Genomic DNA, 21,929 nt, shown 5'->3' on the forward strand with positions numbered 1-21,929 from the left:
ATCCCATGCAGTTCCACCACCACGGTTACGTCTCCGGAGACCCGCGGATCGCCCCGGCCGCCGGCGTCGGCATCGACCGCCCGGCCGAGCTCCCCGATCAGGTCGACGTGCTCATCGTCGGGGCGGGCCCGGCCGGCATGATCCTCGCCGCCCAGCTCGCTCAGTTCCCCGAGATCGACGCGCGACTGGTGGAGCGCCGGGCGGGGCGGCTGGAGATCGGCCAGGCCGACGGCATCCAGGCCCGCAGCAACGAGACCTTCCAGGCCTTCGGGTTCGCCGAGCGCATCATCAGCGAGGCGTACCAGATCAGCGAGATGGCGTTCTGGGCACCGGATCCGGCCGATCCGTCGAGCATCGTGCGCACCTCGCGCCCGGTCGACGACGAGCACGGCGTGAGCGAGTTCCCGCACATGATCGTGAACCAGGCGCGGGTGCTCGACTACTTCGCCGAGGCTGCGCGCAACGCACCGGCCCGCATGGAGGTCGACTACGGGTACGAGTTCCTGGGCCTCGAGATCGACGAGGCCGGCGCGAGCTCTTCGGGCGACTACCCCGTCGAGGTCTCCCTGCGGATGACGGCGGGCCCGGATGCCGGCCGCGAGCGCCGCGTGCGCGCCAAGTACGTGGTGGGCTGCGACGGCGCCCGCAGCGGTGTGCGCCAGTCGATCGGCCGCACGCTCGACGGGGATCAGGCCTTCCACGCCTGGGCCGTGATGGACGTGCTGGCGGTCTCCGACTTCCCCGACATCCGCCTGAAGTGCGCCATCCAGTCGAAAGCGGGCAGCATCCTGCACATCCCGCGCGAGGGCGGCTACCTCTTCCGCACCTACGTCGACCTGGGCGAGGTCGACCCGGCCGACAACGGTGCCGTGCGCAAGACCACGGTCGAGGCGGCGGTCGCCAAAGCGAACCAGATCATGCACCCGTACTCGCTCGACGTGAAGGATGTCGCCTGGTCGAGCGTCTACGAGGTGGGCCACCGCCTGACGGACAAGTTCGACGACGTGCCGCACGGCGACGAGCGCTGCCCGCGGGTGTTCATCGCGGGCGACGCCTGCCACACGCACAGCGCCAAGGCCGGCCAGGGCATGAACGTGTCGATGCAGGACGGCTTCAACCTCGGCTGGAAGCTGGCGCAGGTGCTGCTCGGAAAGAGTCCCGAGAGCCTGCTGAAGACCTACTCCGATGAACGGCAGGTGATCGCGAAGAATCTGATCGACTTCGACAAGGAGTGGTCGACCCTGATGGCCAGGAAGCCCGAGGAGTTCGACAGCCCCGAGGAGCTCGCCGAGTTCTACGTGCGCACGATCGAGTTCCCCGCCGGCTTCATGACGCAGTACCCGCCGTCGATGCTGATCGGCGAGGCCGTGCACCAAGAACTGGCCGGCGGATTCCCCATCGGCAAGCGCTTCAAGTCGGTGCCCACCGTGCGGGTGGCCGACGGCAACCCGATCCACCTCGGCCACCACGCGCGGGCCGACGGGCGCTGGCGGCTGTACGCCTTCGCCCCGGAGTCCGCGGGCAGCGGCGACCAGGGCGTCTTCGCCGAGTGGGCCGAGTGGCTCGCCACCGCGCCCGATTCGCCGGTGGTGGCCTACACGCCCGAGGGGGCCGCATCCGATGCGGTGTTCGACGTGAAGGCCGTCTTCCCGCAGCGGCACACCGAGGTCGACATCACGCGGGTGCCGAAGGTGTTCCTGCCGCGCACGGGGCCGTTCGACCTGATCGACTACGAGAAGGTCTACGCGGCCGCTCCGGGCGACGACATCTTCACGCTGCGCGAGATCGACCGGCAGAACGGATGCGTCGTGGTGGTGCGCCCGGATCAGTACGTCGCGCACGTGCTCCCGCTCACCGCCCGGGCCGAGCTGGCGGACTTCTTCGCCGGCAACCTGCTGCCGGCAAAGAAGCCCGCCGCCGTGCTCGCCTAGACCACCCGGGCGAGCCCGGTCGCTACGAGTTCACGCGGATGATCTCCTCCTGGTGCGGCGACAGCACCGCACCCGAGATCCGCAGGTCGAGCAGCAGGAAGGGACGTTCGCCGGCCGATCTGGCGGCCCATTCGCCGAGAACGTCGAGGTCGTCGAGCGCGCGCACGACCACACCGTGCGCACCTACGGCCGAGGCCAACGCCGCGAAGTCCACCTCGGGGATGAGCATCGGTGCCTCTGCGAGGCCCTTGAGTCCGTAAAGGTTCACCTCCGCGCCGTAGGCGGCGTCGTTCCACACGACGGCGAGCCCGTGCCCGCCGGCGACCCGCACCGCGGTCTCGAGATCGGCGAGCGCCATCAGGCCGCCGCCGTCGCCCGTGGCCAGCACCACGGTGGCATCCGGCTTCGCGCGCACGGCACCGGGCACACTCGCGAAGCCCAGACCGATCGATTGGAATGCGGTGCCGACCATGAGCATCCGGTCGGGGGCGGCGACCGGCCAGTACGCATTGGGCCAGCCCATGAAGTGGCCGCCGTCGCACACCACGACGCGATTCTGCGGCAGGAGCTCGGCGATACGCCGGGCTGCCGAGCGCGGGTCGAGCCGGCCGTCGGAGGCGAGGGCGTCGCCTGGATGACGTGCCTGCGCCCCGTCGAGAGCGCCCGCGAGGTCGGCGGTCTCGCGCCATCCGCTCGACGCCGTGCCACCCGTGCTGCTCGTGCCGCCCGTCCGGCCCGCCCGGAGCAGTTCGACCAGCTGCCCGGCCACCACGGCGGCATCGCCCCGGATGTACCCGCCCACGTTCGCGTGTGTGGCGGTCGGCGCCACGTCGACCTGCACCACCCGGGTGCCGGGCGCGAAGAGGGCGCCGAAGCGCATCGTGAACTGGTTCAGCGAGGCGCCGAACACCACGGCGACGTCGGACTCGCGGATGAGCTCCATCGCGCGCTCGGCACCGAAACCGCCGGTGACCCCGAGGTCGAAGCGGGCGTCGGGGAAGAGGCCGCGGCCGAGCGCCGTGGAGGCGGTGAGGGCTCCGGTGATCTCGGCCAGCTCGCCGAGGGCGGGTCCGGCGCCGGCGAGCCAGGCGCCGCGGCCGGCCAGCAGCAGCGGCCGCTCCGCCCCGGCCAGCAGGGCCGCGAGGTCGTGGACGGCGCCTTCGGCGAAGGGGCCCGAGGGTGCCAGGGGCTGCGGCAGGCGGGGCTCGGGTGCAGCCGGCACCGGGCCCGCCTCGAGCGTGGCCACGTCGTACGGGATGGCCAGAACGGTGGGCACGCGGTAGGTGAGGGCGTGCTCGATGGCGATCACCGTGGTGGCCGCGGCATCCGTTCGCCCCACGGTGTAGGTGCGGGCCCCGACCGCCGAGGCCAGGGCGATCTGATCGACGTCCCAGGCGCGCGGCCCCGAGGTCGGCCCGTCGCCCACCACGAGCACCAGCGGCACCTGCGCCTGCACGGCCTCGGCCAGTGCGGTGAGCGTGTTGGTGAAACCGGCGCCGTAGGTGGCGGTGGCGGCTGCCAGACCGCCACCCGCACGGTAGTGTGCGTCGGCGGCCACGACCCCTCCGGCCTCGTGGCGCACCGCGGTGTACTGCACGGCGGTGTCGCGCTCGAGGGCGTCGAGGAAGTAGGCGTTGCCGTTGCCCATCACGCCGAAGACGTGGTCGACGAAGCGGGAGAGGGTGTGCGCGACGTGCGCGGAAACGGTGGGCACGATGAACGGCCTTTCGAGACAGTGACGGGAGGAATCCGTATGTGTCTCGCGCGGCGCCTCACGGCTGCCCGGCTTCGTGCCCCTTTTTCAGGCACTGGTCGCTCGCCCGACCAGACCTGATCATCCTACGGGGATGAGGGGCGGGTTGCTCGGAGGGTCGCGCCTGCTAGCCCGCGTGCGCGAGCGAGAAGCGCACCGCGCCCTGCTCGTCGACCTGGGCGTCGAGCACCTTGTCGTCGAGGGCGGTGGCGGCTACCGGCTCGAGATAGACGCGGGCTCCGGCCGTCTCCACCACGTGGTCGGAGGGTTCCGGACGCGGTGCGACGGCCACCTCGAAGTTGTCGCCGGCCGGGGTGCTGGCGATCCGCAGACCGCCCTGCTCGGGCGCGGTCTCGGCCGCGACGGGATCCTGTCCCAGGGTGCGCTGCGTGAGGTTGTTCACTACTACTGCGGCATTGTCGGTGAGGGTGAGCATGAGCTCTCCTTCCATCGTTGCGGTCAGAAGTCCTCCACCCTTCCTGGTCTGCAGGATGCGCACAACCCGATCCCGGAAGGCTTTGCGAGGATACTCAGACTCGGCTGCTCACACCCTGACGCCGTCGATGCTCGAGCTGTGCCGCCCGATCAGGCGCCACACCGTGCGGGTGAGCTCGGGGTACTCCAGCGCGATCTGGCGCAGCACCCGGTAGTCGCGCGCGGCCGTCGGAGCCCGGCCGTTGTCGCCGGCGATGCTGTCGGCGCGCAGCAGGTAGACGACGATCTCGTCGACGCTCGGCAGCTCCTCCATGAACTCCCAGGGGTCTTCGCCGGCCAGCAGGCGCTCGTGCACCACGGTCTGCAACTCGTCGTTCGCCTCGGCGCGCAGCACTTCGAGGCTCGCGCGTCCGCGCGGTCGGGGCTCGTAACTGCTCACCGTTCGAGCCTAAGCCGGTGCGCGCCCAGGACCGAATCAGAGCTGCGAGGCGTCGACCGAGAAGGTGTCGCAGGCGGCCGGTCCGCTGTTGAGGCCGGTCTCGAACCACTTCTGCCGGGAGGCGCTGGAGCCGTGGGTCCAGCTCTCGGGATCGACCTGGCCGCCGCTCTGCTGCTGGATGCGGTCGTCGCCGATCACCGAGGCCGCGTTCAGCGCGTCGGCGATCTGCTCGGAGGTGACCGGTTCGAGAAAGACGACTCCGTTCGAGTCGGCGGTCGTCGAGGCCGCGCCCGTCCAGGCCCCGGCGAAGCAGTCGGCCTGCAGCTCGGTGCGCACCGAGTCGGAGGCCGGCCCGGTGACGGAGTGGTCGGTCGAGGAGAGCGTGCCGGTGAGCTGCTGGATGTGGTGGCCCCACTCGTGCGCCACCACGTACATCTCGGAGAGCGTGCCGCCGGAGGCGCCGAAGCGGGAGCGCAGCTCGCCGAAGAACGCGGTGTCGAGGTAGATGGTCTCGTCGGGCGGGCAGTAGAACGGGCCGGTCGCGCTCGAGGCCTGGCCGCATCCGGTGCTCGTCGCCTGCTCGAACAGCACGAAGTCGTCGGGGGAGTGGTAGTTCACACCGAGGGCCGGGGCGGTCGTGATCCAGTAGGTGTCGAGCGAGTTCGCGGCGCCCACCATCAGGCACTCGACGTTCGCGTTGGCGTCGGCCCCGGTCTGGCAGTCGAGGGCGGTCTCCGACTGGCTGCTCGACCCCGAGTCGCCGCCCCCGCCGACGAGCCCCGCGAAACCGGTGAGGTCGACGCCCACGAGCTGCGACAGCAGCACCAGACCGACCACCACGATCGCCCCTCCGCCGCCGATCGCCGCGGTGCGGCCGCGGCCGCCGGTGCGCTTGGAGACCTTGCTCGGGTCGAGTTTCGAATCGGGGTTGAAGCTCATACCGAGAAAACTACTGCGCTAGCGCCCCGACGGCTCGGCCCGTGCCGGTCTCCCGGAGGATGGTCACGGCGCGGCCGGCTTGTTGTCGGTGCTGAGCACCACCCAGCCGCCGTCGACGCGTTCGAGCAGGTTCCAGCTGGCGGTGTCGACCACGAGATCGCCGAGCTCGGGATCGATCGCCTGCAGCAGAGGCCGGATGACGGCGTCGTGCGTGACCACGACCAGAGGCCCGTCGGCGATGACGTCGTCGAGCGCCGGCAGCACGCGCGCCAGCACCGCCTCGCGCGGCTCGACCCCCGGGGCGTCGTCGACGCTGCCGAACTCGGCCACCACGTCGTCCTTCGGATGCCCGGTCCACGGCCCGTAGTCGCGGTCGTTGAAGCGGTCGTCGGATGCGGCGGGCACCCCGGCGGCCCCGGCGATGATCGCCGCCGTGCTCACCGCCCGATCGAGCGGGCTGGACAGCACGCGCCCGAAGCGGAACCCGGCGAGGGCGGCGGCCAAGCGCTCGGCCTCGGCTGCACCCACCTCGTCGAGCGGCGGATTCGCGAGCCCCCGCAGCCGCCCTTCGGCGTTGAGGGCGGTGCGCCCGTGGCGGGCGAGCACGAGCAGCAGGGGTTCGTCGGGATGAGTCGGCGCAGGGCGGGGCGGGTCGTCGTGGAGCACAGGGGCATCCTCCCACCTGTGGTGAAGGCGGGAGCAGCCCCCGAACGGGCCGTCGCGTTCGCCTGACGCGACTCACCTGAGCAGATGCAGCTCCACGTCCCGCAGCGCACCCGCGTCGGCGGTGGCGCTGAGGTAGCTGCGGTGCGGCTGCCGGCGGCGATCGGTGGGGGAACCGGGGTTCAGCAGGCGCATCCCGCCCGGCGTCACCGTGTCCCAGGGGATGTGGCTGTGCCCGAACACCAGCACCTGCGGCGGGGTGGATCCTCCCGCGGTGGCGTCGATGCCGAACTGCTCGTCCATCCGCCGCTCCCTGCCCGCGGCGGCCCCGGTCTCATGGACGACCGCGAAGCGCACCCCGTCGATCTCGGCGCGCGCCACTTCGGGCAGGCGCTCGCGCAGCGGGAGCCCGTCGTTGTTGCCCCACACCCCGATCAGGCGCCGGCTCGAGGCCTCGAGCAGCTCCAGCGTCGCGAGGTCGACCCAATCGCCCGCGTGTATCACGACGTCGGCCTCGGCCACCGCGGCGAGCACCTCGAGCGGGAGCACCTTGGCCCGCTTCGGCAGATGCGTATCGGCCAGGAACAGGATGCGGCTCGCCATGGCTCCATCGTGGCACCGCCCCGACGGGGCGTCGTTGCACCCCGCTGATGCAGCATCCGGCCGCGCGGCCTGAGTAGCCCCCGAACGGGTCGTCGCGTTCCGGCGCGTCAGCTGAGCAGACCGCGGCGGATCGCCTGGGCCACCGCAGAGGCGCGGTCGGAGACGCCGAGCTTCTCGTAGACGTGCTGCAGATGACTCTTCACGGTGGCCAGCGACACGTGCAGCTCGCTCGCGATGCGCTGGGCCGAGTATCCGTCGGCTGCCAGCTTCACGATCTCGAGCTCGCGCACGGTGAGCGACGGTCGTTCCTCGTTGATCTGGCGGGCGCGGATCTCGTCGGCCAGCACCTCCTGTGCGAACGGCGAGATGACGGTTCCGCCCGCTCCGATCGTGAGCACGGCCGTGGTGATCTCGGCGAACGACGCCGACTTCTCCAGAAATCCCTTGGCGCCTTTCGCGAACGCGCGGTACACGGTGGCCGAATCCATGAAGGCGGTCAGGATGAGGATGCTCGTCGGCGCCTTCTCCGCGGTGAGCACCTCCACCACCTGCATGCCGTCGATCTCCGGCAGCCGCAGGTCGACCACCGCGACTTCGGGCCGTTCCTCACGGATGGCGGTGAGAGCGGCCACCCCGTCGGCGGCGACTCCGATCACGGTGATGCGGGGGTCGGCTTCCCAGTTGCGGGCGAGCCCCTCCCGGTAGACGGGGTGATCGTCGGCGATCACCACCCGCACGCTCCTCATCGGCGGTCGAGCACGGAGCGCACCGCACCGAGGAACTGGTGGATGTCCAGCGGCTTCGTCAGGTAGTCGGCGATGCCCAGCGGCTTCAGGTGCGCGATCCGGGTGGGCGTCGCATCGGCCGAGAGCACGATCACGGGCACGCCCGCCAGCAGCGGGTCGGCGCGGAGGGCGGCGATCACATCGGCTCCCGTCATGTCGGACAGGTTGAGGTCAAGCAGCACGAGATCCAGATCCCGGCCGAGGGCGCGAGCGGCGTCGAGGCCGGCCGCGCCGCTCATCGCCGGAATGAGGTCCAGCTTCTCATACCGGCTCAGGATGTGTTCCACCAGCCGCAGGTTGGCATGGGTGTCTTCGACGTGCAGCACCGTGGCCACGAGGTCATCGGCCTCTGGCTGACCGGCCGCCACGGGTTCGGGCGGCACCAGCGGCAGCGCATCCGGTGCCAGCACGAGCTCGACGAAGAAGGTCGTGCCCTCCCCGATGGCACTGTGCTCGATGCCGAGCTCGCCGCCCATCTCCTCCACCAGTCGGCGGGAGAGCGCCAGCCCCAGCCCGGTGCCCTCGATGTCGGCCGAGGAGGGCAGCCGCCCGAAGGCGGTGAACAGCAGTTCCCGCTCATCGTCGCGGATCCCGCGCCCGGTGTCGGTCACCAGAAAGCGCAGTCGCTCGCCCTCGGCCTTGCAGGTGACCCGGATGGCGCCGTGCCGGCTGTTGAACTTCACCGCGTTGCTCAGCAGGTTGAGGAACACCTGCCGCAACCGCTGCGCGTCGCCCATCACCGAGCGGAACAGGGCGTCGTGCAGGTCGCTGGCGATCTCGATGTCGTCGGTGCGGGCGATCGGCCGGATCAGCTGCAGCGCCTCGTGGATCGGCTCGACCGCCGGGACGGTCGAGAGGGCGAGTCCGGGGGCTCCCGCGTCGATCCAGGTGATGTCGAGCACATCGTTCACCAGCGAGAGCAGGTGGCGTCCGGCATCCAGGATGTGCTGCGAGCCCTCCAACTGGGAGGAGGTGACGGAGCCGTCGTGCATCAGCTGCGCGAAGCCGAGGATCGCGTTCAGCGGCGTGCGGAGTTCGTGGCTGATCCGGGAGAGGAACTCGCTCTTGGACTGGTTGGCCCGCTCGGCCTCGTGCATCGCGATCCGGGCGGCCGACTCGGCGCGCTTGCGGTCGGTGATGTCGGTGGAGATCGCGCCGAGGGCGTACGGCCTGCCGGAGGTGTCCAGAAGCGGGAACTTGATCGAGAGCCAGCGCCGGTCGTCGTCGCCGTCCGTCTCCCCGCCGATCGTCGCGAACGGCTCCTCCACCTCGACCGACACCCCCGACTCCACCACGTCGCGGTCGTGCCGGTTGTAGACCGAGGCGCTGGAGTGCGGGAAGAGGTCGTGGTCGGTCTTGCCGACGATCTCCGACGGCTGCACCCCGAAGCGGCGGGCGAAGTAGTCGTTGACGATCAGGTAGCGGCCGTCGAGGTCTTTCACGTACATCAGGGCGGTGGAGTTGTCGACCAGATCTTGCAGCTGATCGACCCGCGAGCGAAGCGCCAGTTCGTCGAAGAGCTGGCGTTCGGCGAACTCGGCCACCACCAGCAGGGGTGCGGATGCGCCGGCTTCCGCGCCCGCCGGGGCGGTCAGACGGCTCGCCCGCAGCCGCCCGCCGTACCCGGGCAGCGAGAGGTTGCGCCACTGGCCGTCGGCCAATGCGGAGTCGATCGCTCCGGAGAGCCGGCCGGCCGGCTCGGGCTCTCCTACGAGGAAGGCCAGGTCGACGTCGACGTGCTGCTCGAACGCGGCGTTGGTGGCCAGCAGCACCAACTCGCCGCGGAAGCGGTCGCGGGCGAAGAGGGCGCAGGCGGCGGGCAGGCTCTCGAACACCGTGAGATCCGGCACCTCGATCCGTCCGCCGCCCGCCATCGACACATCCTCCCACGCCCGCCCCCGCAGGCGGCCGGTGACCACCGGTGCCCCGCTACCGGGAGGCCGAGCGCAACGCCGCGGTGCCGTCGGCGTCCACGGCGAGCGCGGCCGAGGGCCGGTCGCCGTCGAGGGCGACGCCGTAGACGTCACGGGCCCGCTCGATCGAGACGAATCCGAGTCGCACGTCCTGCAGCACGCGCTCGGGCTCGCGCTCGAACGGGTGCCCGTACCCGCCACCGCCCGTGGAGTGTTGGCCGATCCGCTCGCCGGGCTGCAGGGTGATCGCTCCGAGCGGGACGATCTCGCGCTCCGCATCCGCGGTATCGCGGGCGAACGCCACGTTGCGGGCGGCCGAACCTCCGCCCTGCGTGCCGCGCGGGGGGAACGAGACGCAGTCGGTGACGTAGGCGGCCTCCATCGGGTCCCATTTGGGACCGAAGGCCACTGTGGCGCCCGGCGCGCCCCGGCGGCGGCCGGCGCCCTCGGAGTCGGTTCGGATGCGCAGCTCCTCCACCCGGAACGGATACTTCAGCTCCGAGAGCTCGATGCTGTCGCGGAACATCAGCCCGGCGGCCACGGCGAGGCCGTAGGTGACCCAGCCGTCGATGTCCGGATGCGCCGGCCCGCCCTGCGAGCCGAGGAACACCTGGTTCACGTAGGGCTCGCCACCGGTGCGGCGGTCCACACCCGACACCACCGAGAAGCCGGGGCCGAGTCCCGTGGCGCCCTCGGCGGCACCGAAGCCGGCCCAGGCATCCGCCACCGCCTTCTGCGTGGTGACGGTGAGCCGGTCGCCCACGTTCGTGGTGGCCACCGAGGTGGAATGCGGGAACCGGGGCTTGCCCACGATGCAGTTCTCGCGCAGCAGCAGTTCGATCCGCCGGAACGAGCCGGAGTTGGCCGGGATGCCGGTCTCGAGCGAGTTGAAGATGCCCGCCATCACATTGCTGACCGTGCAGGCCTCGGACTCGTTCACGCCGGCCGGGATGCAGTCGATGTTGTCGCGCAGGTCGACGGTGATGCGCCGCTCCTGGGTGTCGACATCGAGCTTGACCGTGATCTCGATGCCGTTCGGCAGCACGCCCGGGATCGGGTCGTGCCGGCCGGTGCCGACCGTGCTGCCACCCGGCAGCTTCGCGATGGCCTGCGCCATCCGGTCTTCGGAGTAGTCCATCCAGTCGCGGATGAAGGCCTTCAGCGTCGCGCGTCCGTACCGCTCACCGAGTTCTTTCAGGCGGGCTTCGGCGACGCGGGCGGCTCCCACCATCGCCAGGTAGTCGCCGTACCACTGTTCGGGCACGCGGATCCGGGCGCGGCACATCCGGATGATGTCGTCGACGTCGCTGTAGTCCTTCTGCACGCGCACGCAGGGGAAGATCAGGGCGCCCTCCTGGTAGACGTCCTTCGCGAACGGCATGTAGGTCGAGGGCTCGGAGTTGCCGATGTCGGCCTGGTGCGCCTTCGCCAGGGTGGTGAAGAGGTGCTCGCCCTCGAAGAACACCGGGATGAGGATGGTGTGGTCGGCCGCATGCGAGTTGCCCCGGTAGGGGTCGTTGTGCAGGAACGCGTCGCCCTCGGCGAGGTCGGGCTGCAGTTCGGTCATCGCCGCGGTCATCAGGTGCGCCCCGAAGATGTGGCAGGGCAGTCCCTCGGCGGAGGAGAGCAGCTCGTTGTCTCCTGTGGTGATGGCGCAGGAGAAATCACGAGCCATGTTGAGCACACCGCTGCGACCGGTGCGCAGCAGGGTGTTCTCCATCTCGCGCACGATCGAGTCGAGACGGTTGGAGATGACGGCGAGCAGGATGGGATCGGTCTTGCCGGGCGAGGCGCTCGCCGGGACGGACTCGGTGACGGCGGTCATGCCAGTGCTCCTTCGCGGGCCGCGAACGCTCCGAGGGAGTCGTTCGAACCGGTGGTGATGATGTAGTCGGAGGTGGGGGCGACGACGACCGTCGCACCCGGGTCGACGACCAGGGTGGTGGTCGCCTCGAGGATGATCGCCGGCCCGTGGATGGTGCTGCCGGCGCCGAGTGCGGCCCCGTCGTACACCGGTGTCTCCGGGGCATCCGCGAAGGCGAACAGCACCGGGCGCACGCGCACGGGCTCGGGATCGCCGGTCGCGGCCGGAGCCACCCGCTGGGCGGGCTTGTCGAGCTCGGCGGTGACCCGCCGCTTCCAGATCAGGCACTCCACGTGCTGGCTCGGGTCGTTCACCTGGAACACCCGGAGGTGGTGGGCGTGGAAGGCGGCCTCGAGGGCTTCGAGATCGACCGATCCGTCGTCCTTCAGTGTGACCGGGGTCTCGAGCTCCCAGACCTGGCCCGGGTAGCGGGCGTCGACCGAGAGCTGGGTGTGCACGGCGACGGGGGCGAGCGAGTCGATCTCGTCGACGAACTGCTGCGCCTGCTCGGCGAGCGAGGCGAGAGCACCGGCCGCCGCCTCGGCGTCGAAGGAGCGAGTGGTGGTGAAGGCGCTCGCCGTGAAGTCGGAGATGAGATCGGCGTTGAGGGCGCCGGCTGCCGACAGGGCACCCGCCGTCTTGGGCAGCACGACGGTTCCGACGCCGAGTTCGCGGGCGATCTGCACGATGTTGACGCCGCTGGCGCCGCCGCCGGCGATGATCGAGAGATCGCGCGGGTCGACGCCCTGTGAGATGGTCATCTCGCGCACCGCCGAGACGATGTTCTGGCTGGCGATCACGAGGGCACCGCGGGCGGCGTGCTCCACGCTCGTGCCCAGGCGGTCGGCGATCGGCTGCAGGGCGGCCCGTGCGGCGTCGACGTCGAGGCTGAGGGTGCCGCCGATGAAGCCGATCGGATCGAAGTAGCCCAGCACGAGCGCGGCATCGGTGACCGTGGGGCGGATGCCGCCGCGGCCGTAGCAGGCCGGGCCGGGGTCGGCGCCTGCGCTCTCGGGGCCGACTCGCACGAGCCCCGAGGAGTCGACACTGATGATCGAGCCGCCGCCGGCGCCGATGGAGCGCACGTCCACCGACTTCGTGCCGGTGATGTGGCCCGTCCACTTCTGGCCCAGCCAGGTGTCGGCGCTGAAGTGGATGGTGCCGTCGCTGATCAGGCCCACGTCGAAGGTCGTGCCGCCGGTGTCGCACACCAGCACATTCGGGCGCTCTTCGGCGAGCGTGGTGCGGCCGGCATGCAGGGCGGCGATCGGCGCCATCGAGGGGCCGGAGCCGACGCTGTAGATCGGCCGGTCGGCCATCCGGCCCACCGGCCAGGAGCCGCCGTAGCTGGTGGAGATCAGCAGTCTGCCGGTGAAGCCGGCGGCCACGAGGTCGTCGGAGAGCTGCGCCAGGAAGCTCTGCATCAGCGGCTTCAGCGAGGCGTCGATGACGGTGGACGAGGTGCGGCGGTACTCGCGCAGCACCGGGTTCAGCCGGTGGCTGAGGGTGCGCGGCACCTCCGGCATGTGCTCGGCGAGCATCCGGTCGACGGCCAGCTCGTGCGCCGCGTTCACGGTCGACCAGAGCAGGCTCACACCGATCGCTTCGACGCCGTGGCGCCGGCACTCCCGGATGGCGCTGATCACGGTGGACTCGTCGAGCTCCTGGTGAACGGTGCCGTCGGAGTCGATCCGCTCGCCGATCTCGAAGGTGAGGTAGCGGGGCACGTACGGCGGCTCGAACTCGCGCGGCGAGAACGCGCCGCCGAGCCGGCCGCCCTCGCGCAGCAGCAAGGTGTCGGGGAAGCCGGCGGTGGTGAAGAGCGCGGTCACCGCGGTCTTCTTCTCCACGATCGCATTGGTGGAGCGGGTGGTGCCGTAGGCGAAGTGGGAGGTGTCGGCCAGCAGCTCGCGCACGCTCAGGCCGAGCCGGGAGGCCACCTGCTCGACCGCCGTCGAGACGCCGTCGAAGGCGCGCTGGTACGTGGTGAGCGCTTTGCCGATGTGGATGCCGCCGTCGGCGTCCGTGATGACGACGTCGGTGAAGGTTCCACCGGTGTCGACCGAGATCCTGAAAGCCATCTGTTCTCCGATTTCGTGCGGGTGTGATTTCCTGCGGGATGGGCGAACCCCCAGTGTGCGGATCGGCGCCAGGCGGGCACATCGACCGATCGGATAGCCGAAAGGTCGAGATCCTCCTCTGCCGAAGGGATGATTTCCGGCCGTTATCGCCCGACGCGGGTGAACAGCATGTTTCCCGCCCTCATCCGGGCGCCGCGCTCGGCTACGTTTCGAGGCCATCAGCTCCATGGATCACAAGCCCGGATCACAAGCCCGAACAGCAGGAGGAATCATGAGAAAGACCACAGCGACCCTCGTCGGATTGGGGGTGCTCGCGTTCGCCCTGACCGGCTGCACCCCCGCCGTGTCGTCCGATGGCGGCACAGCCGCCTCGGCCCCGGTCGATGCCGCGAACGCCGACTGCGTCTCCGCCGTCACGCCCGACGTCGAAGCGGCCATGGAGCCCAGCGCGCTGGTCGCCCCCGAGGCGCCCCTGGATCTCGCCGGTCTCGCCGGCAAGAAGATCTGGTACATCACCAACAGCCAGAACCAGTTCTCGACCGAGATGTCCACGGGCGTCGAGGAGGCCGGGAAGGCCGCCGGCGTGGACGTCACCGTCTTCGACGGCCAGAACTCCACCAGCCGCTACAGCGAGGGCATCAACCAGGCCATCGCGCAAGGCGCCGACGGCATCATCCTGATGGCCGTTCAGCCCGCCGTGGTGAAGGAGGACCTCGCGGCCGCCGAAGCGGCAGGCATCAAGGTGCTCAGCACCCTCAACGGTGACCCCGACGAGCCCGTGGCCGCCGGCACCTTCGGCAACCTCACCGCCGACTACACCGCCGACGGCGAGCTGATGGGCAAGTGGGCGCTCTACGACTCCGGTTGCGCCGCCGACGTCGTGGTGGTGCAGTCCAGCCCCGTGCACGTGTGGGACCTCGCCGCCAAGGGCATCGAGGCCGCCATCACCGACTCGGGATCGGACAGCTCCGTGAAGGTGCTCGACATCGACCCCGCCAAGATCGCGACCGACACGACCAGTCAGCTGCAGACCGCGCTGCAGGTCGACCCGGACGTGAACTACGTGCTGCCCGTCTGGGACAGCGCGATGCCTTTCATCTCGCCCGCCATCGCCGCGTCGGGCGGCACCGCCAAGGTGCTCGCGCACGACGGCATCTCGGCCAGCCTCGAGCTGATCGCCTCCGGCAAGGACCAGCAGGGAACCGTGGCCATGCCCCCGCCCGGCTGGATCGGCTGGGCCGCGTTCGACGAGGTGGGCCGGGCCATCACCGGCGCCGCCGACCCCGGCTACGTCATCCCCACCCGGCTCGTGACCTCCGACAACGTCGGCGACGGCTCGGTGGGCGACGTGTCGCCCAACTACGCCGACTACCAGACCGCCTTCACCTCGGCCTGGTCGAAGTAACCGGATGCTCCGGCCGGTGGCCGTCCGCCGCCGGCCGGGGCGCCACCCCTCGCCCGTCACCCAAGGAGAGCGCGCATGACCCTGAAGTCCGACACCCCGACCCCGTCCGGCGCCCCGGACCGGCGCGCGGGCACCCGCCTCTCGGCCGAGGGGCTCATCCCGAGCGGCCGGAGCCTGTTCGGCTCCGGCGGACCGCAGCGATTCGCGCTGCTGGGAATCCTGGCGATCATCCTCGTGCTCTGCCTGGTGTTCATCCCGGAGTTCCGCTCCTGGCGGCTGATCGCCAGCATGATCAACTCGCAGTCGATCATCCTCCTGCTCGCGCTGGTGGCCACGATCGTGCTGCGGACCGGCGGCTTCGACCTCTCCATCTCGCAGACGATGGTGGGCAGCGCCGCCCTGACCATCGTGCTGGTGAAATCCGGGGTGCCGCTGGCCGCTGCGGTTCCGCTCGCCGTCCTGCTGGGAGCCGCGGTGGGGGCCCTCAACGGCTTCCTCGTGGTGAAGATCGGCGTCGACTCCTTCGTCACGACCCTCGGCTCGTACTCCGCGCTGGCGGGATTCGCCTACCTGGTGACCGACTCCTCGATCGTGGCCGGGGTGCCCGACGAGCTCGTCAACGCGGTGCGCTCCGAGGTGCTCGGCATCCCGCTGGTCACCTGGTACGCCTGGATCCTCGCCCTGCTGCTCTGGTTCGTCTATCAGCGCACCCCGCTCGGCCGCTACATGCTCTTCGTGGGCGGTAATCCGGATGCGGCGCGTCTCGCCGGCATCCGCGTGCAGGCGGTGCGCTTCGGCGCGTACCTCGCCTCGGGCATCCTCTCCTCGCTCGTGGGGCTGATCTTCCTCGGCTACTTCGGAGCCGTGGATCCGGGCACCGGCGGCCAGTACATGCTTCAACCACTGGCCGCCGCCTTCCTCGGCACCACGGCCATCGTGATCGGGCGGTTCAACTCGCTCGGCACCGTGGTGGCCCTGTATCTGCTGATCGTGGGCATCACCGGACTGCAGGTGCTCGGCGCCCAGACCTGGGTGACCAACGTGTTCTACGGGCTCGCCCTGATGATCGCGGTGGCGGCCTCGAAGCTGGCCGGCCGCAAGAAGGCGCTGCGATGAGCGCGCCCGGCACCGTCCGGGTCGAGCCCGCGGCCGTGCGCGCACCGGATGCGCTCCGGGTCGAAGGGATGGTCAAGTCGTTCGGCGGCGTTCGCGCCCTTCGTGGCGTCGACCTCGCGGTGCGGCCGGGTGAGGTGCACGCCCTGCTCGGCCAGAACGGCTGTGGCAAGAGCACCTTGGTGAAGATCCTCACGGGAGTCCACGCACCCGACGAGGGGCGAGCCGAGTTCTTCGGTGAGCCGCTGGCTCTGCCGGTCTCTGATCCCGCCGGGTCGGGCATCGCCGTGGTGCACCAAGACATCGGGCTCGCCGACTCGATGACGGTGCTGGAGAATCTCGGAGCCACCGGCGGCTACGGAACGCGGTTGCTCGCGCCGGTGCAGACGTCCCGCCAGCGGGCCCGTTTCGGCCGGCTGATGGATCGGATCGGATTCGCCGTGCCGCTGGACGCCCTCGTCTCGGAGCTGGCGCCGGCGGAGCGGGCCATGGTCGGCATCCTGCGCGCGATGGACCGGCTGAGCCTGGACGAGGCCTCGGCCGGCCGGCACGTGTTCATCCTCGACGAACCCACCGCGGCGCTCGGCCGCGAGGACTCCGTCCGCCTGCTCGAGCTCATGCGCACGGTCGCGCGCACGGGAGCCGCAGTGGTGTTCATCAGCCACCGCCTGAACGAGGTGATGGCCGCCTGCGACCGGCTCACGGTGCTGCGCGACGGTGCGACCGTGCTGACGGCGGAGGTGGCATCCGTCGACCGTCACGCGATCATCGCAGCCATGCTCGGCCGCGAGCTCGAGGAGTTCTTCCCGTCGCCGCCCGACGACGATGCGCGCGAGGTGCGGCTGAGGCTGGAGGGCGTGCGCGGCGAGGTGCTGCGCGACCTGACGCTCACGGTGAGATCGCGCGAGATCGTGGGCGTCACGGGCCTGGCCGGCATGGGGCAGGACGAACTGCCGCAGATGCTGGCGGGGGCCCACCGCGTGCTCGCGGGCGCCGTCGAGGTGGACGGCGCTCCTGTCGTGTTCCGGGACCCGGCCGATGCCATCCGGAGCGGCATCGCCGTGGTGCCGGGCAACCGGCTGCGGGATGGCTGCTGGGTGGCCGCGTCGGCACAGGAGAACGTGACGCTTCCGGTCATCCGCTCGCTCTCCGGGCGGCTCGGCATCCGCGGCGGGGCCGAGCGACGCACCGCCCGGGCCGCCCTCGAGCGCTCCGGGCTGAACCCGCTCGAGCCGGAGCGCCCGATGTCGAGCTTCAGCGGCGGCAACCAGCAGAAGGTGGTCTTCGCCAAGTGGTTGCAGCTGCGGCCGGGGGTGCTCGTGCTGCACGAGCCCACGCAGGGAGTGGATGCCGGCGCCGCCAAGGAGCTGCTCGAGCAGGTGGTGCAGCACGCCACCGAGGGCGCCGCCGTGCTCATCGTGTCGGGCGACCACGAGCAGCTCGTCGAGGTGTGCCACAGGGTGCTGGTGATCGGTGACGGCACCGTGCTGGCCGACATCCCACGAGCTGCTCTCACCGAGCAGGCCCTGCTCGCGGCGAGTTCATTGCCGATGCCCTGATTCCCGTACTGTATGCATTAATTGTGAGTCAGGGTTGTCCCCTGCCTGAATCAGGCATAGTCTGGCCTCAATGTATACAGAAGCGGATAGGGCGTAGTGGCCCGCGCGAGCGACACCGCGTATGCGGCGCTGCGGTCGGAGATCATCTCGTGGGAGTTGTCTCCGGGTACAGTGCTGGCCGAGGTCGAACTCTCCGGCCGCCTCGGCATCTCGCGCACGCCGGTGCGGGAGGCACTCGCCCGCCTCGTGGCCGACGGCCTCGCCGAGCCGCTCGGCGGCCGCGGACTCGTGGTCTCGCCGATCTCGGCCGAGAACGTGGGCGAGCTCTTCGAGCTGCGCCAAGCGCTGGAGGCGCAGGCCGCCTCGCTGGCCGCGGTACGCCGCGATCCGGCGCCCTTCCTGGCGTTGCAGAACGAGCTGCGCGAGGTGCCCGCTTTGCTCGCGGATGCCGATGCCGACCCCGCCCACCACTCCTACTACGAGCTGGTCGCCCGCTTCGACGACGCCGTCGACGAGGCCGTGCAGAACCCCTTCCTGGTGCAGGCGCTGAGTGCCGTTCGCACGCACCTCGCGCGCATCCGCCGCCTCTCGCGGGACAACCCGGCCCGCTTGCTCGAGGCCGCCCGGGAGCACCTGGTGATCGTGGACGCGATCCTCGACGGCGATGCGGGACTCGCCGCCGACGCCACCCGGGTACACCTGTACCGCAGCCTGCAGTCGACCCTCGGGTCGCTCATCCTGACCACTGAGAACCTGACCACTGAGAACCGACCTGACCCTGAGAACCGACCTGACCCTGAGAACCGACCCCAAGAGAAGGACGCATCAGCGCAATGACCCTGCACGACGTTCGCGTGTACAAGAGCGAAGAGAATCTGCCCCGTGAAGACCAGCTGGCCTGGAAGATCGCCCAGGTCGCCGCCGACCCGGTCGCCGTCACCCCTGAGGTGACCGAGATGGTGATCAACCGCGTCATCGACAACGCGAGCGTCGCGGTCGCCAGCATCACCCGTGGCCCCGGCATCGCCGCCCGCTCGCAGGCGCTGGACCACCCCTACGCCCCGGGCGCATCCGTCTTCGGCGTCACCGGCGGCTACAGCCCCGAGTGGGCGGCCTGGGCCAACGGCGTGGCCGTGCGCGAGCTCGACTACCACGACACCTTCCTGGCGGCCGAGTACTCGCACCCGGGCGACAACATCCCGCCGATCCTCGCCGTGGCCCAGCACACCGGCGCCGACGGGGCCGCCCTCGTGCGCGGCATCGCCACCGGCTACGAGATCCAGGTCGACCTGGTGAAGTCGATCAGCCTGCACAAGCACAAGATCGACCACGTGGCGCACCTCGGCCCGTCGGCGGCCGCCGGCATCGGCACGCTGCTCGGGCTGCCGACCGAGACCATCTTCCAGGCCGTCGGCCAGGCGCTGCACACCACCACCGCCACCCGCCAGTCGCGCAAGGGCGAGATCTCCACCTGGAAGGCGCACGCCCCGGCCTTCGCCGGCAAGATGGCCGTCGAGGCCGTCGACCGGGCGATGCGCGGCCAGACGTCGCCGACCCCCATCTACGAGGGCGAAGACGGCGTGATCGCCTGGCTGCTCGACGGCAAGGATGCCCACTACCAGGTGTTCCTGCCGGCGCCGGGTGAGGCCAAGCGCGGCATCCTCGACACCTACACGAAGGAGCACTCGGCCGAGTACCAGGCGCAGGCCTGGATCGACCTGGCCCGAAAGCTCCACCACGAGCATCCGGAACTCGCCGACCCGGCGAACGTGGGCAGCGTCACCATCCACACGTCGCACCACACGCACTATGTGATCGGATCGGGTGCGAACGACCCGCAGAAATACGACCCCACTGCCTCGCGCGAGACGCTCGACCACTCCATCCCGTACATCTTCACGGTGGCGCTGCAAGACGGCGCCTGGAACCACGTCGAGTCGTACAGCCCCGAGCGGGCCGGCCGCGCCGACACGGTCGAGCTGTGGAACAAGGTGCGCACCCTCGAAGACGCCGAGTGGACGCGCCGGTACCACTCCAACGACCCCGCCGAGAAGGCGTTCGGCGGCCGTGTGGAGATCATCCTGCACGACGGCTCCACCATCACCGACGAGATCGCGGTGGCGGATGCGCATCCGCTCGGCGCCCGGCCGTTCGCCCGTGCCGACTACATCCACAAGTTCCGCACCCTGGCCGCCGGGGTGATCGATGAGGCCGAGATCGAGCGCTTCCTCGCCCTCGTGCAGCGCCTGCCGGAGCTCACGGCCGACGAGGTGCGCGGCCTGAACGTGGTCGCCCGCCCCGGACTGCTCGAAGCACTGCCCACCCCGAAGGGACTCTTCTGATGCTGTACTCCACCGTTCCCGCCGCCGAGAAGCGGGCCGCCTTCCGCGCCGCGCTCTCCTCGGGCCGGTTGCTCCGGATGCCCGGCGCCTTCAACCCGCTCTCCGCCCGCCTGATCGAGGAGAAGGGCTTCGAGGGCGTCTACATCTCCGGCGCCGTGATCGCCGCCGACCTCGGCTTCCCCGACATCGGCCTCACCACCCTCACCGAGGTCGCGACCCGTGGCGGCCAGATCGCGCGGATGACGAACCTGCCGACGCTGATCGACGCCGACACCGGTTTCGGTGAGCCGATGAACGTGGCCCGCACCGTGCAGACGCTCGAAGACGCCGGGGTGAGCGGCCTGCACATCGAAGACCAGGTGAACCCCAAACGCTGCGGCCACCTCGACGGCAAAGCGGTGGTGGATGCCGATACCGCGGTGAAGCGCATCCGGGCCGCCGTCGACGCCCGGCGCGACCCCAACCTGCTGATCATGGCGCGCACCGACATCCGCGGGGCCGAGGGGCTCGGGGCGGCGGTCGATCGCGTCAAGCAGCTGGTCGATGCGGGGGCGGATGCCGTCTTCCCCGAGGCGATGGCCTCGCTTACGGAGTTCGAGACCATCCGCGCGGCGACGGATGTTCCGCTGCTGGCCAACATGACCGAGTTCGGCAAGAGCGAGCTCTTCACGAACCAGCAGCTCGCCGACGTGGGCATGAACCTGGTGATCTACCCGGTCTCCCTGCTGCGCATCGCGATGGGCGCCGCCGAGCGCGGGCTCGACGCGCTCGCGGCCGAGGGCTCGCTGAAGAGCGAGGTGCCCACGATGCAGACGCGAGCGCGACTGTACGAATTGCTCGACTACGAGGCGTACAACGCCTTCGACACCTCCGTGTTCAATTTCGACGTCCCGACCGCTCGCTGAGGAGTGACAGAAATGCCTGAAGCCGTAACACCCGAACAGCCGGAGATCCGCAAAGGCCTGGCCGGTGTGGTCGTCGACTACACCGCCGTCTCGAAGGTCAATCCCGAGACGAACTCGCTGCTCTACCGGGGCTATCCGGTGCAGGAGCTGGCGGCGTCGTGCAGCTTCGAACAGGTCGCGTACCTGCTCTGGACCGGCGAGCTGCCTAGCGACGCCGAGCTCGCCGCCTTCGAGCAGCTGGAGCGCTCGCAGCGTGCCCTCGACCCGGCCGTGAAGCGGGTGATCGACGAGTTGCCGCTGACGGCGCATCCGATGGACGTCGTGCGCACCGCCGTCTCGGTGATCGGCGCGCTCGACCCGGACTGGGCCGACGCGAGCCCGGCGGGCACCCTGTCGAAGTCGATCACGCTGCTCGCGAAGCTGCCGGCCATCGTCTCCTACGACCAGCGCCGCCGGCGCGGCCAGGAGATCGTGGAACCGGATGCCTCGCTCGGCTATTCGGCCAACTTCTTGAACATGACGTTCGGCGAGGTGCCCTCCGATGTCGTGGTGAAGGCCTTTGACGTGTCGATGATCCTGTACGCCGAGCACTCCTTCAACGCCTCGACCTTCACGGCCCGGGTGGTGACCTCGACGCTCTCCGACCTCTACTCGGCGGTCGTCGCGGGCATCGGCGCGCTCAAGGGCCCGCTGCACGGCGGAGCCAACGAGGCCGTGATGCACGTCTTCGCCGAGATCGGCACCGCGGATGCCGCCGAGGCCTGGCTCGAAGACGCCCTGGCGAACAAGAAGAAGATCATGGGCTTCGGGCACCGGGTCTACAAGAACGGCGACTCGCGGGTGCCCACCATGAAGGCCGCGCTCGACACCCTCGTGGCCGAGTACGACCGGCAGGATCTGCTCGATCTCTACGATGCGCTGAACGACGCGATGCAGTCGCGCAAGGCCATCCAGCCGAACCTCGACTACCCCTCCGGACCCGCGTACCACCTGATCGGCTACGACGTCGAGATGTTCACGCCGCTGTTCGTGGCCTCCCGCATCACGGGCTGGACCGCGCACATCCGTGAGCAGCTCGCCTCGAACGCCCTCATCCGCCCCCTCTCGGCGTACAACGGTCCCGACGAGCGCCACCTCGAGGGATGACGGCCGGGGTGACGGGCTTCCGCACCAGCGACCGGGGTGCGGAAGACGCCGTT

18 protein-coding genes are annotated in these 21,929 nt (G+C 70.3%); 8 read left to right on the plus strand and 10 right to left on the minus strand.

The annotated features are described in order from the left end of the window. The first annotated feature begins 5 nt into the window (after positions 1-5). A complete protein-coding gene (locus Q0D75_RS08730; RefSeq protein WP_291051904.1) occupies positions 6-1,931 on the plus strand; it encodes an FAD-binding monooxygenase in 1,926 nt (641 codons plus the stop codon). A 22-nt stretch (positions 1,932-1,953) separates the two neighbouring features. Here the strand turns inward: Q0D75_RS08730 and Q0D75_RS08735 are convergent, their stop codons facing one another. The 10 genes from Q0D75_RS08735 to Q0D75_RS08780 form a co-directional block, all read right to left on the minus strand. Then, the gene (locus Q0D75_RS08735; protein ID WP_291051906.1) at positions 1,954-3,645 is read right to left on the minus strand and encodes a thiamine pyrophosphate-binding protein; all 1,692 of its coding nucleotides are present in this window, start codon (positions 3,643-3,645) and stop codon (positions 1,954-1,956) included. A 166-nt stretch (positions 3,646-3,811) separates the two neighbouring features. After that, positions 3,812-4,120, minus strand: a complete 309-nt coding sequence (locus tag Q0D75_RS08740) for a Fe-S cluster assembly protein HesB (protein ID WP_291051908.1) — start codon at positions 4,118-4,120, stop codon at positions 3,812-3,814. Between the two features lie 108 nt (positions 4,121-4,228). After that, on the minus strand, positions 4,229-4,558 hold the full coding sequence (locus tag Q0D75_RS08745; protein WP_291051910.1) for a tryptophan synthase subunit alpha: 330 nt from the start codon (positions 4,556-4,558) through the stop codon (positions 4,229-4,231). A 36-nt stretch (positions 4,559-4,594) separates the two neighbouring features. Then, positions 4,595-5,497 carry a neutral zinc metallopeptidase gene (locus Q0D75_RS08750; RefSeq protein WP_291051912.1) on the minus strand — a complete coding sequence of 301 codons (903 nt, stop codon included), beginning with the start codon at positions 5,495-5,497 and terminating at the stop codon, positions 4,595-4,597. Positions 5,498-5,560: 63 nt separating this feature from the next. Continuing rightward, positions 5,561-6,163 carry a histidine phosphatase family protein gene (locus Q0D75_RS08755; protein WP_291051915.1) on the minus strand — a complete coding sequence of 201 codons (603 nt, stop codon included), beginning with the start codon at positions 6,161-6,163 and terminating at the stop codon, positions 5,561-5,563. A gap of 72 nt (positions 6,164-6,235) precedes the next feature. Further along, positions 6,236-6,763, minus strand: coding sequence for a metallophosphoesterase (locus tag Q0D75_RS08760; RefSeq protein ID WP_291051918.1), 528 nt, complete (start codon positions 6,761-6,763; stop codon positions 6,236-6,238). 107 nt (positions 6,764-6,870) lie between these two features. After that, complete coding sequence (locus Q0D75_RS08765) at positions 6,871-7,494, minus strand: response regulator transcription factor (RefSeq protein ID WP_291051920.1); 624 nt, start codon at positions 7,492-7,494, stop codon at positions 6,871-6,873. 11 nt (positions 7,495-7,505) lie between these two features. Next, on the minus strand, positions 7,506-9,422 hold the full coding sequence (locus Q0D75_RS08770) for an ATP-binding protein (protein WP_291051923.1): 1,917 nt from the start codon (positions 9,420-9,422) through the stop codon (positions 7,506-7,508). Positions 9,423-9,477: 55 nt separating this feature from the next. Beyond that, on the minus strand, positions 9,478-11,286 hold the full coding sequence (locus Q0D75_RS08775; RefSeq protein WP_291051926.1) for a hydantoinase B/oxoprolinase family protein: 1,809 nt from the start codon (positions 11,284-11,286) through the stop codon (positions 9,478-9,480). Continuing rightward, complete coding sequence (locus tag Q0D75_RS08780) at positions 11,283-13,406, minus strand: hydantoinase/oxoprolinase family protein (RefSeq protein WP_291051929.1); 2,124 nt, start codon at positions 13,404-13,406, stop codon at positions 11,283-11,285. The genes Q0D75_RS08775 and Q0D75_RS08780 overlap by 4 nt, the downstream gene beginning before the upstream one ends. Before the next feature lie 271 nt (positions 13,407-13,677). Between Q0D75_RS08780 and Q0D75_RS08785 the strand changes: the two genes are divergently transcribed. From Q0D75_RS08785 to Q0D75_RS08815, 7 genes are all read left to right on the plus strand, one after another. Beyond that, positions 13,678-14,811, plus strand: a complete 1,134-nt coding sequence (locus Q0D75_RS08785; RefSeq protein ID WP_291051931.1) for a sugar ABC transporter substrate-binding protein — start codon at positions 13,678-13,680, stop codon at positions 14,809-14,811. Between the two features lie 75 nt (positions 14,812-14,886). Beyond that, positions 14,887-15,927: an ABC transporter permease gene (locus Q0D75_RS08790; protein WP_291051933.1), complete on the plus strand. Its 1,041-nt coding sequence runs from the start codon at positions 14,887-14,889 to the stop codon at positions 15,925-15,927. Next, positions 15,924-17,483 carry a sugar ABC transporter ATP-binding protein gene (locus tag Q0D75_RS08795; protein ID WP_291051935.1) on the plus strand — a complete coding sequence of 520 codons (1,560 nt, stop codon included), beginning with the start codon at positions 15,924-15,926 and terminating at the stop codon, positions 17,481-17,483. Before Q0D75_RS08790 ends, Q0D75_RS08795 begins: the two co-directional genes overlap by 4 nt. A gap of 96 nt (positions 17,484-17,579) precedes the next feature. Further along, positions 17,580-18,320 (plus strand): GntR family transcriptional regulator, encoded by a 741-nt coding sequence (locus Q0D75_RS08800; protein WP_291051938.1) that lies wholly within the window; start codon positions 17,580-17,582, stop codon positions 18,318-18,320. After that, a complete protein-coding gene (locus Q0D75_RS08805) occupies positions 18,317-19,825 on the plus strand; it encodes an MmgE/PrpD family protein (RefSeq protein WP_291051941.1) in 1,509 nt (502 codons plus the stop codon). The genes Q0D75_RS08800 and Q0D75_RS08805 overlap by 4 nt, the downstream gene beginning before the upstream one ends. Then, positions 19,825-20,730 carry a methylisocitrate lyase gene (gene prpB / locus Q0D75_RS08810; protein WP_291051945.1) on the plus strand — a complete coding sequence of 302 codons (906 nt, stop codon included), beginning with the start codon at positions 19,825-19,827 and terminating at the stop codon, positions 20,728-20,730. The genes Q0D75_RS08805 and prpB overlap by 1 nt, the downstream gene beginning before the upstream one ends. A gap of 12 nt (positions 20,731-20,742) precedes the next feature. Further along, positions 20,743-21,876: a bifunctional 2-methylcitrate synthase/citrate synthase gene (locus tag Q0D75_RS08815; RefSeq protein WP_291051947.1), complete on the plus strand. Its 1,134-nt coding sequence runs from the start codon at positions 20,743-20,745 to the stop codon at positions 21,874-21,876. Positions 21,877-21,929: the final 53 nt, after the last annotated feature.

The organism is Herbiconiux sp. (genome assembly GCF_023264855.1).
Lineage (GTDB): Bacteria > Actinomycetota > Actinomycetes > Actinomycetales > Microbacteriaceae > Herbiconiux.

Coding starts and splice junctions, on each gene's coding strand:
- Q0D75_RS08730 (WP_291051904.1), top strand. CDS start 6: ATGCAGTTCCACCACCACGGTTACGTCTCCGGAGACCCGCGGATCGCC.
- Q0D75_RS08740 (WP_291051908.1), bottom strand. CDS start 4,120: ATGCTCACCCTCACCGACAATGCCGCAGTAGTAGTGAACAACCTCACG.
- Q0D75_RS08750 (WP_291051912.1), bottom strand. CDS start 5,497: ATGAGCTTCAACCCCGATTCGAAACTCGACCCGAGCAAGGTCTCCAAG.
- Q0D75_RS08760 (WP_291051918.1), bottom strand. CDS start 6,763: ATGGCGAGCCGCATCCTGTTCCTGGCCGATACGCATCTGCCGAAGCGG.
- Q0D75_RS08770 (WP_291051923.1), bottom strand. CDS start 9,422: ATGGCGGGCGGCGGACGGATCGAGGTGCCGGATCTCACGGTGTTCGAG.
- Q0D75_RS08775 (WP_291051926.1), bottom strand. CDS start 11,286: ATGACCGCCGTCACCGAGTCCGTCCCGGCGAGCGCCTCGCCCGGCAAG.
- Q0D75_RS08780 (WP_291051929.1), bottom strand. CDS start 13,406: ATGGCTTTCAGGATCTCGGTCGACACCGGTGGAACCTTCACCGACGTC.
- Q0D75_RS08785 (WP_291051931.1), top strand. CDS start 13,678: ATGAGAAAGACCACAGCGACCCTCGTCGGATTGGGGGTGCTCGCGTTC.
- Q0D75_RS08790 (WP_291051933.1), top strand. CDS start 14,887: ATGACCCTGAAGTCCGACACCCCGACCCCGTCCGGCGCCCCGGACCGG.
- Q0D75_RS08795 (WP_291051935.1), top strand. CDS start 15,924: ATGAGCGCGCCCGGCACCGTCCGGGTCGAGCCCGCGGCCGTGCGCGCA.
- Q0D75_RS08805 (WP_291051941.1), top strand. CDS start 18,317: ATGACCCTGCACGACGTTCGCGTGTACAAGAGCGAAGAGAATCTGCCC.
- prpB (WP_291051945.1), top strand. CDS start 19,825: ATGCTGTACTCCACCGTTCCCGCCGCCGAGAAGCGGGCCGCCTTCCGC.
- Q0D75_RS08815 (WP_291051947.1), top strand. CDS start 20,743: ATGCCTGAAGCCGTAACACCCGAACAGCCGGAGATCCGCAAAGGCCTG.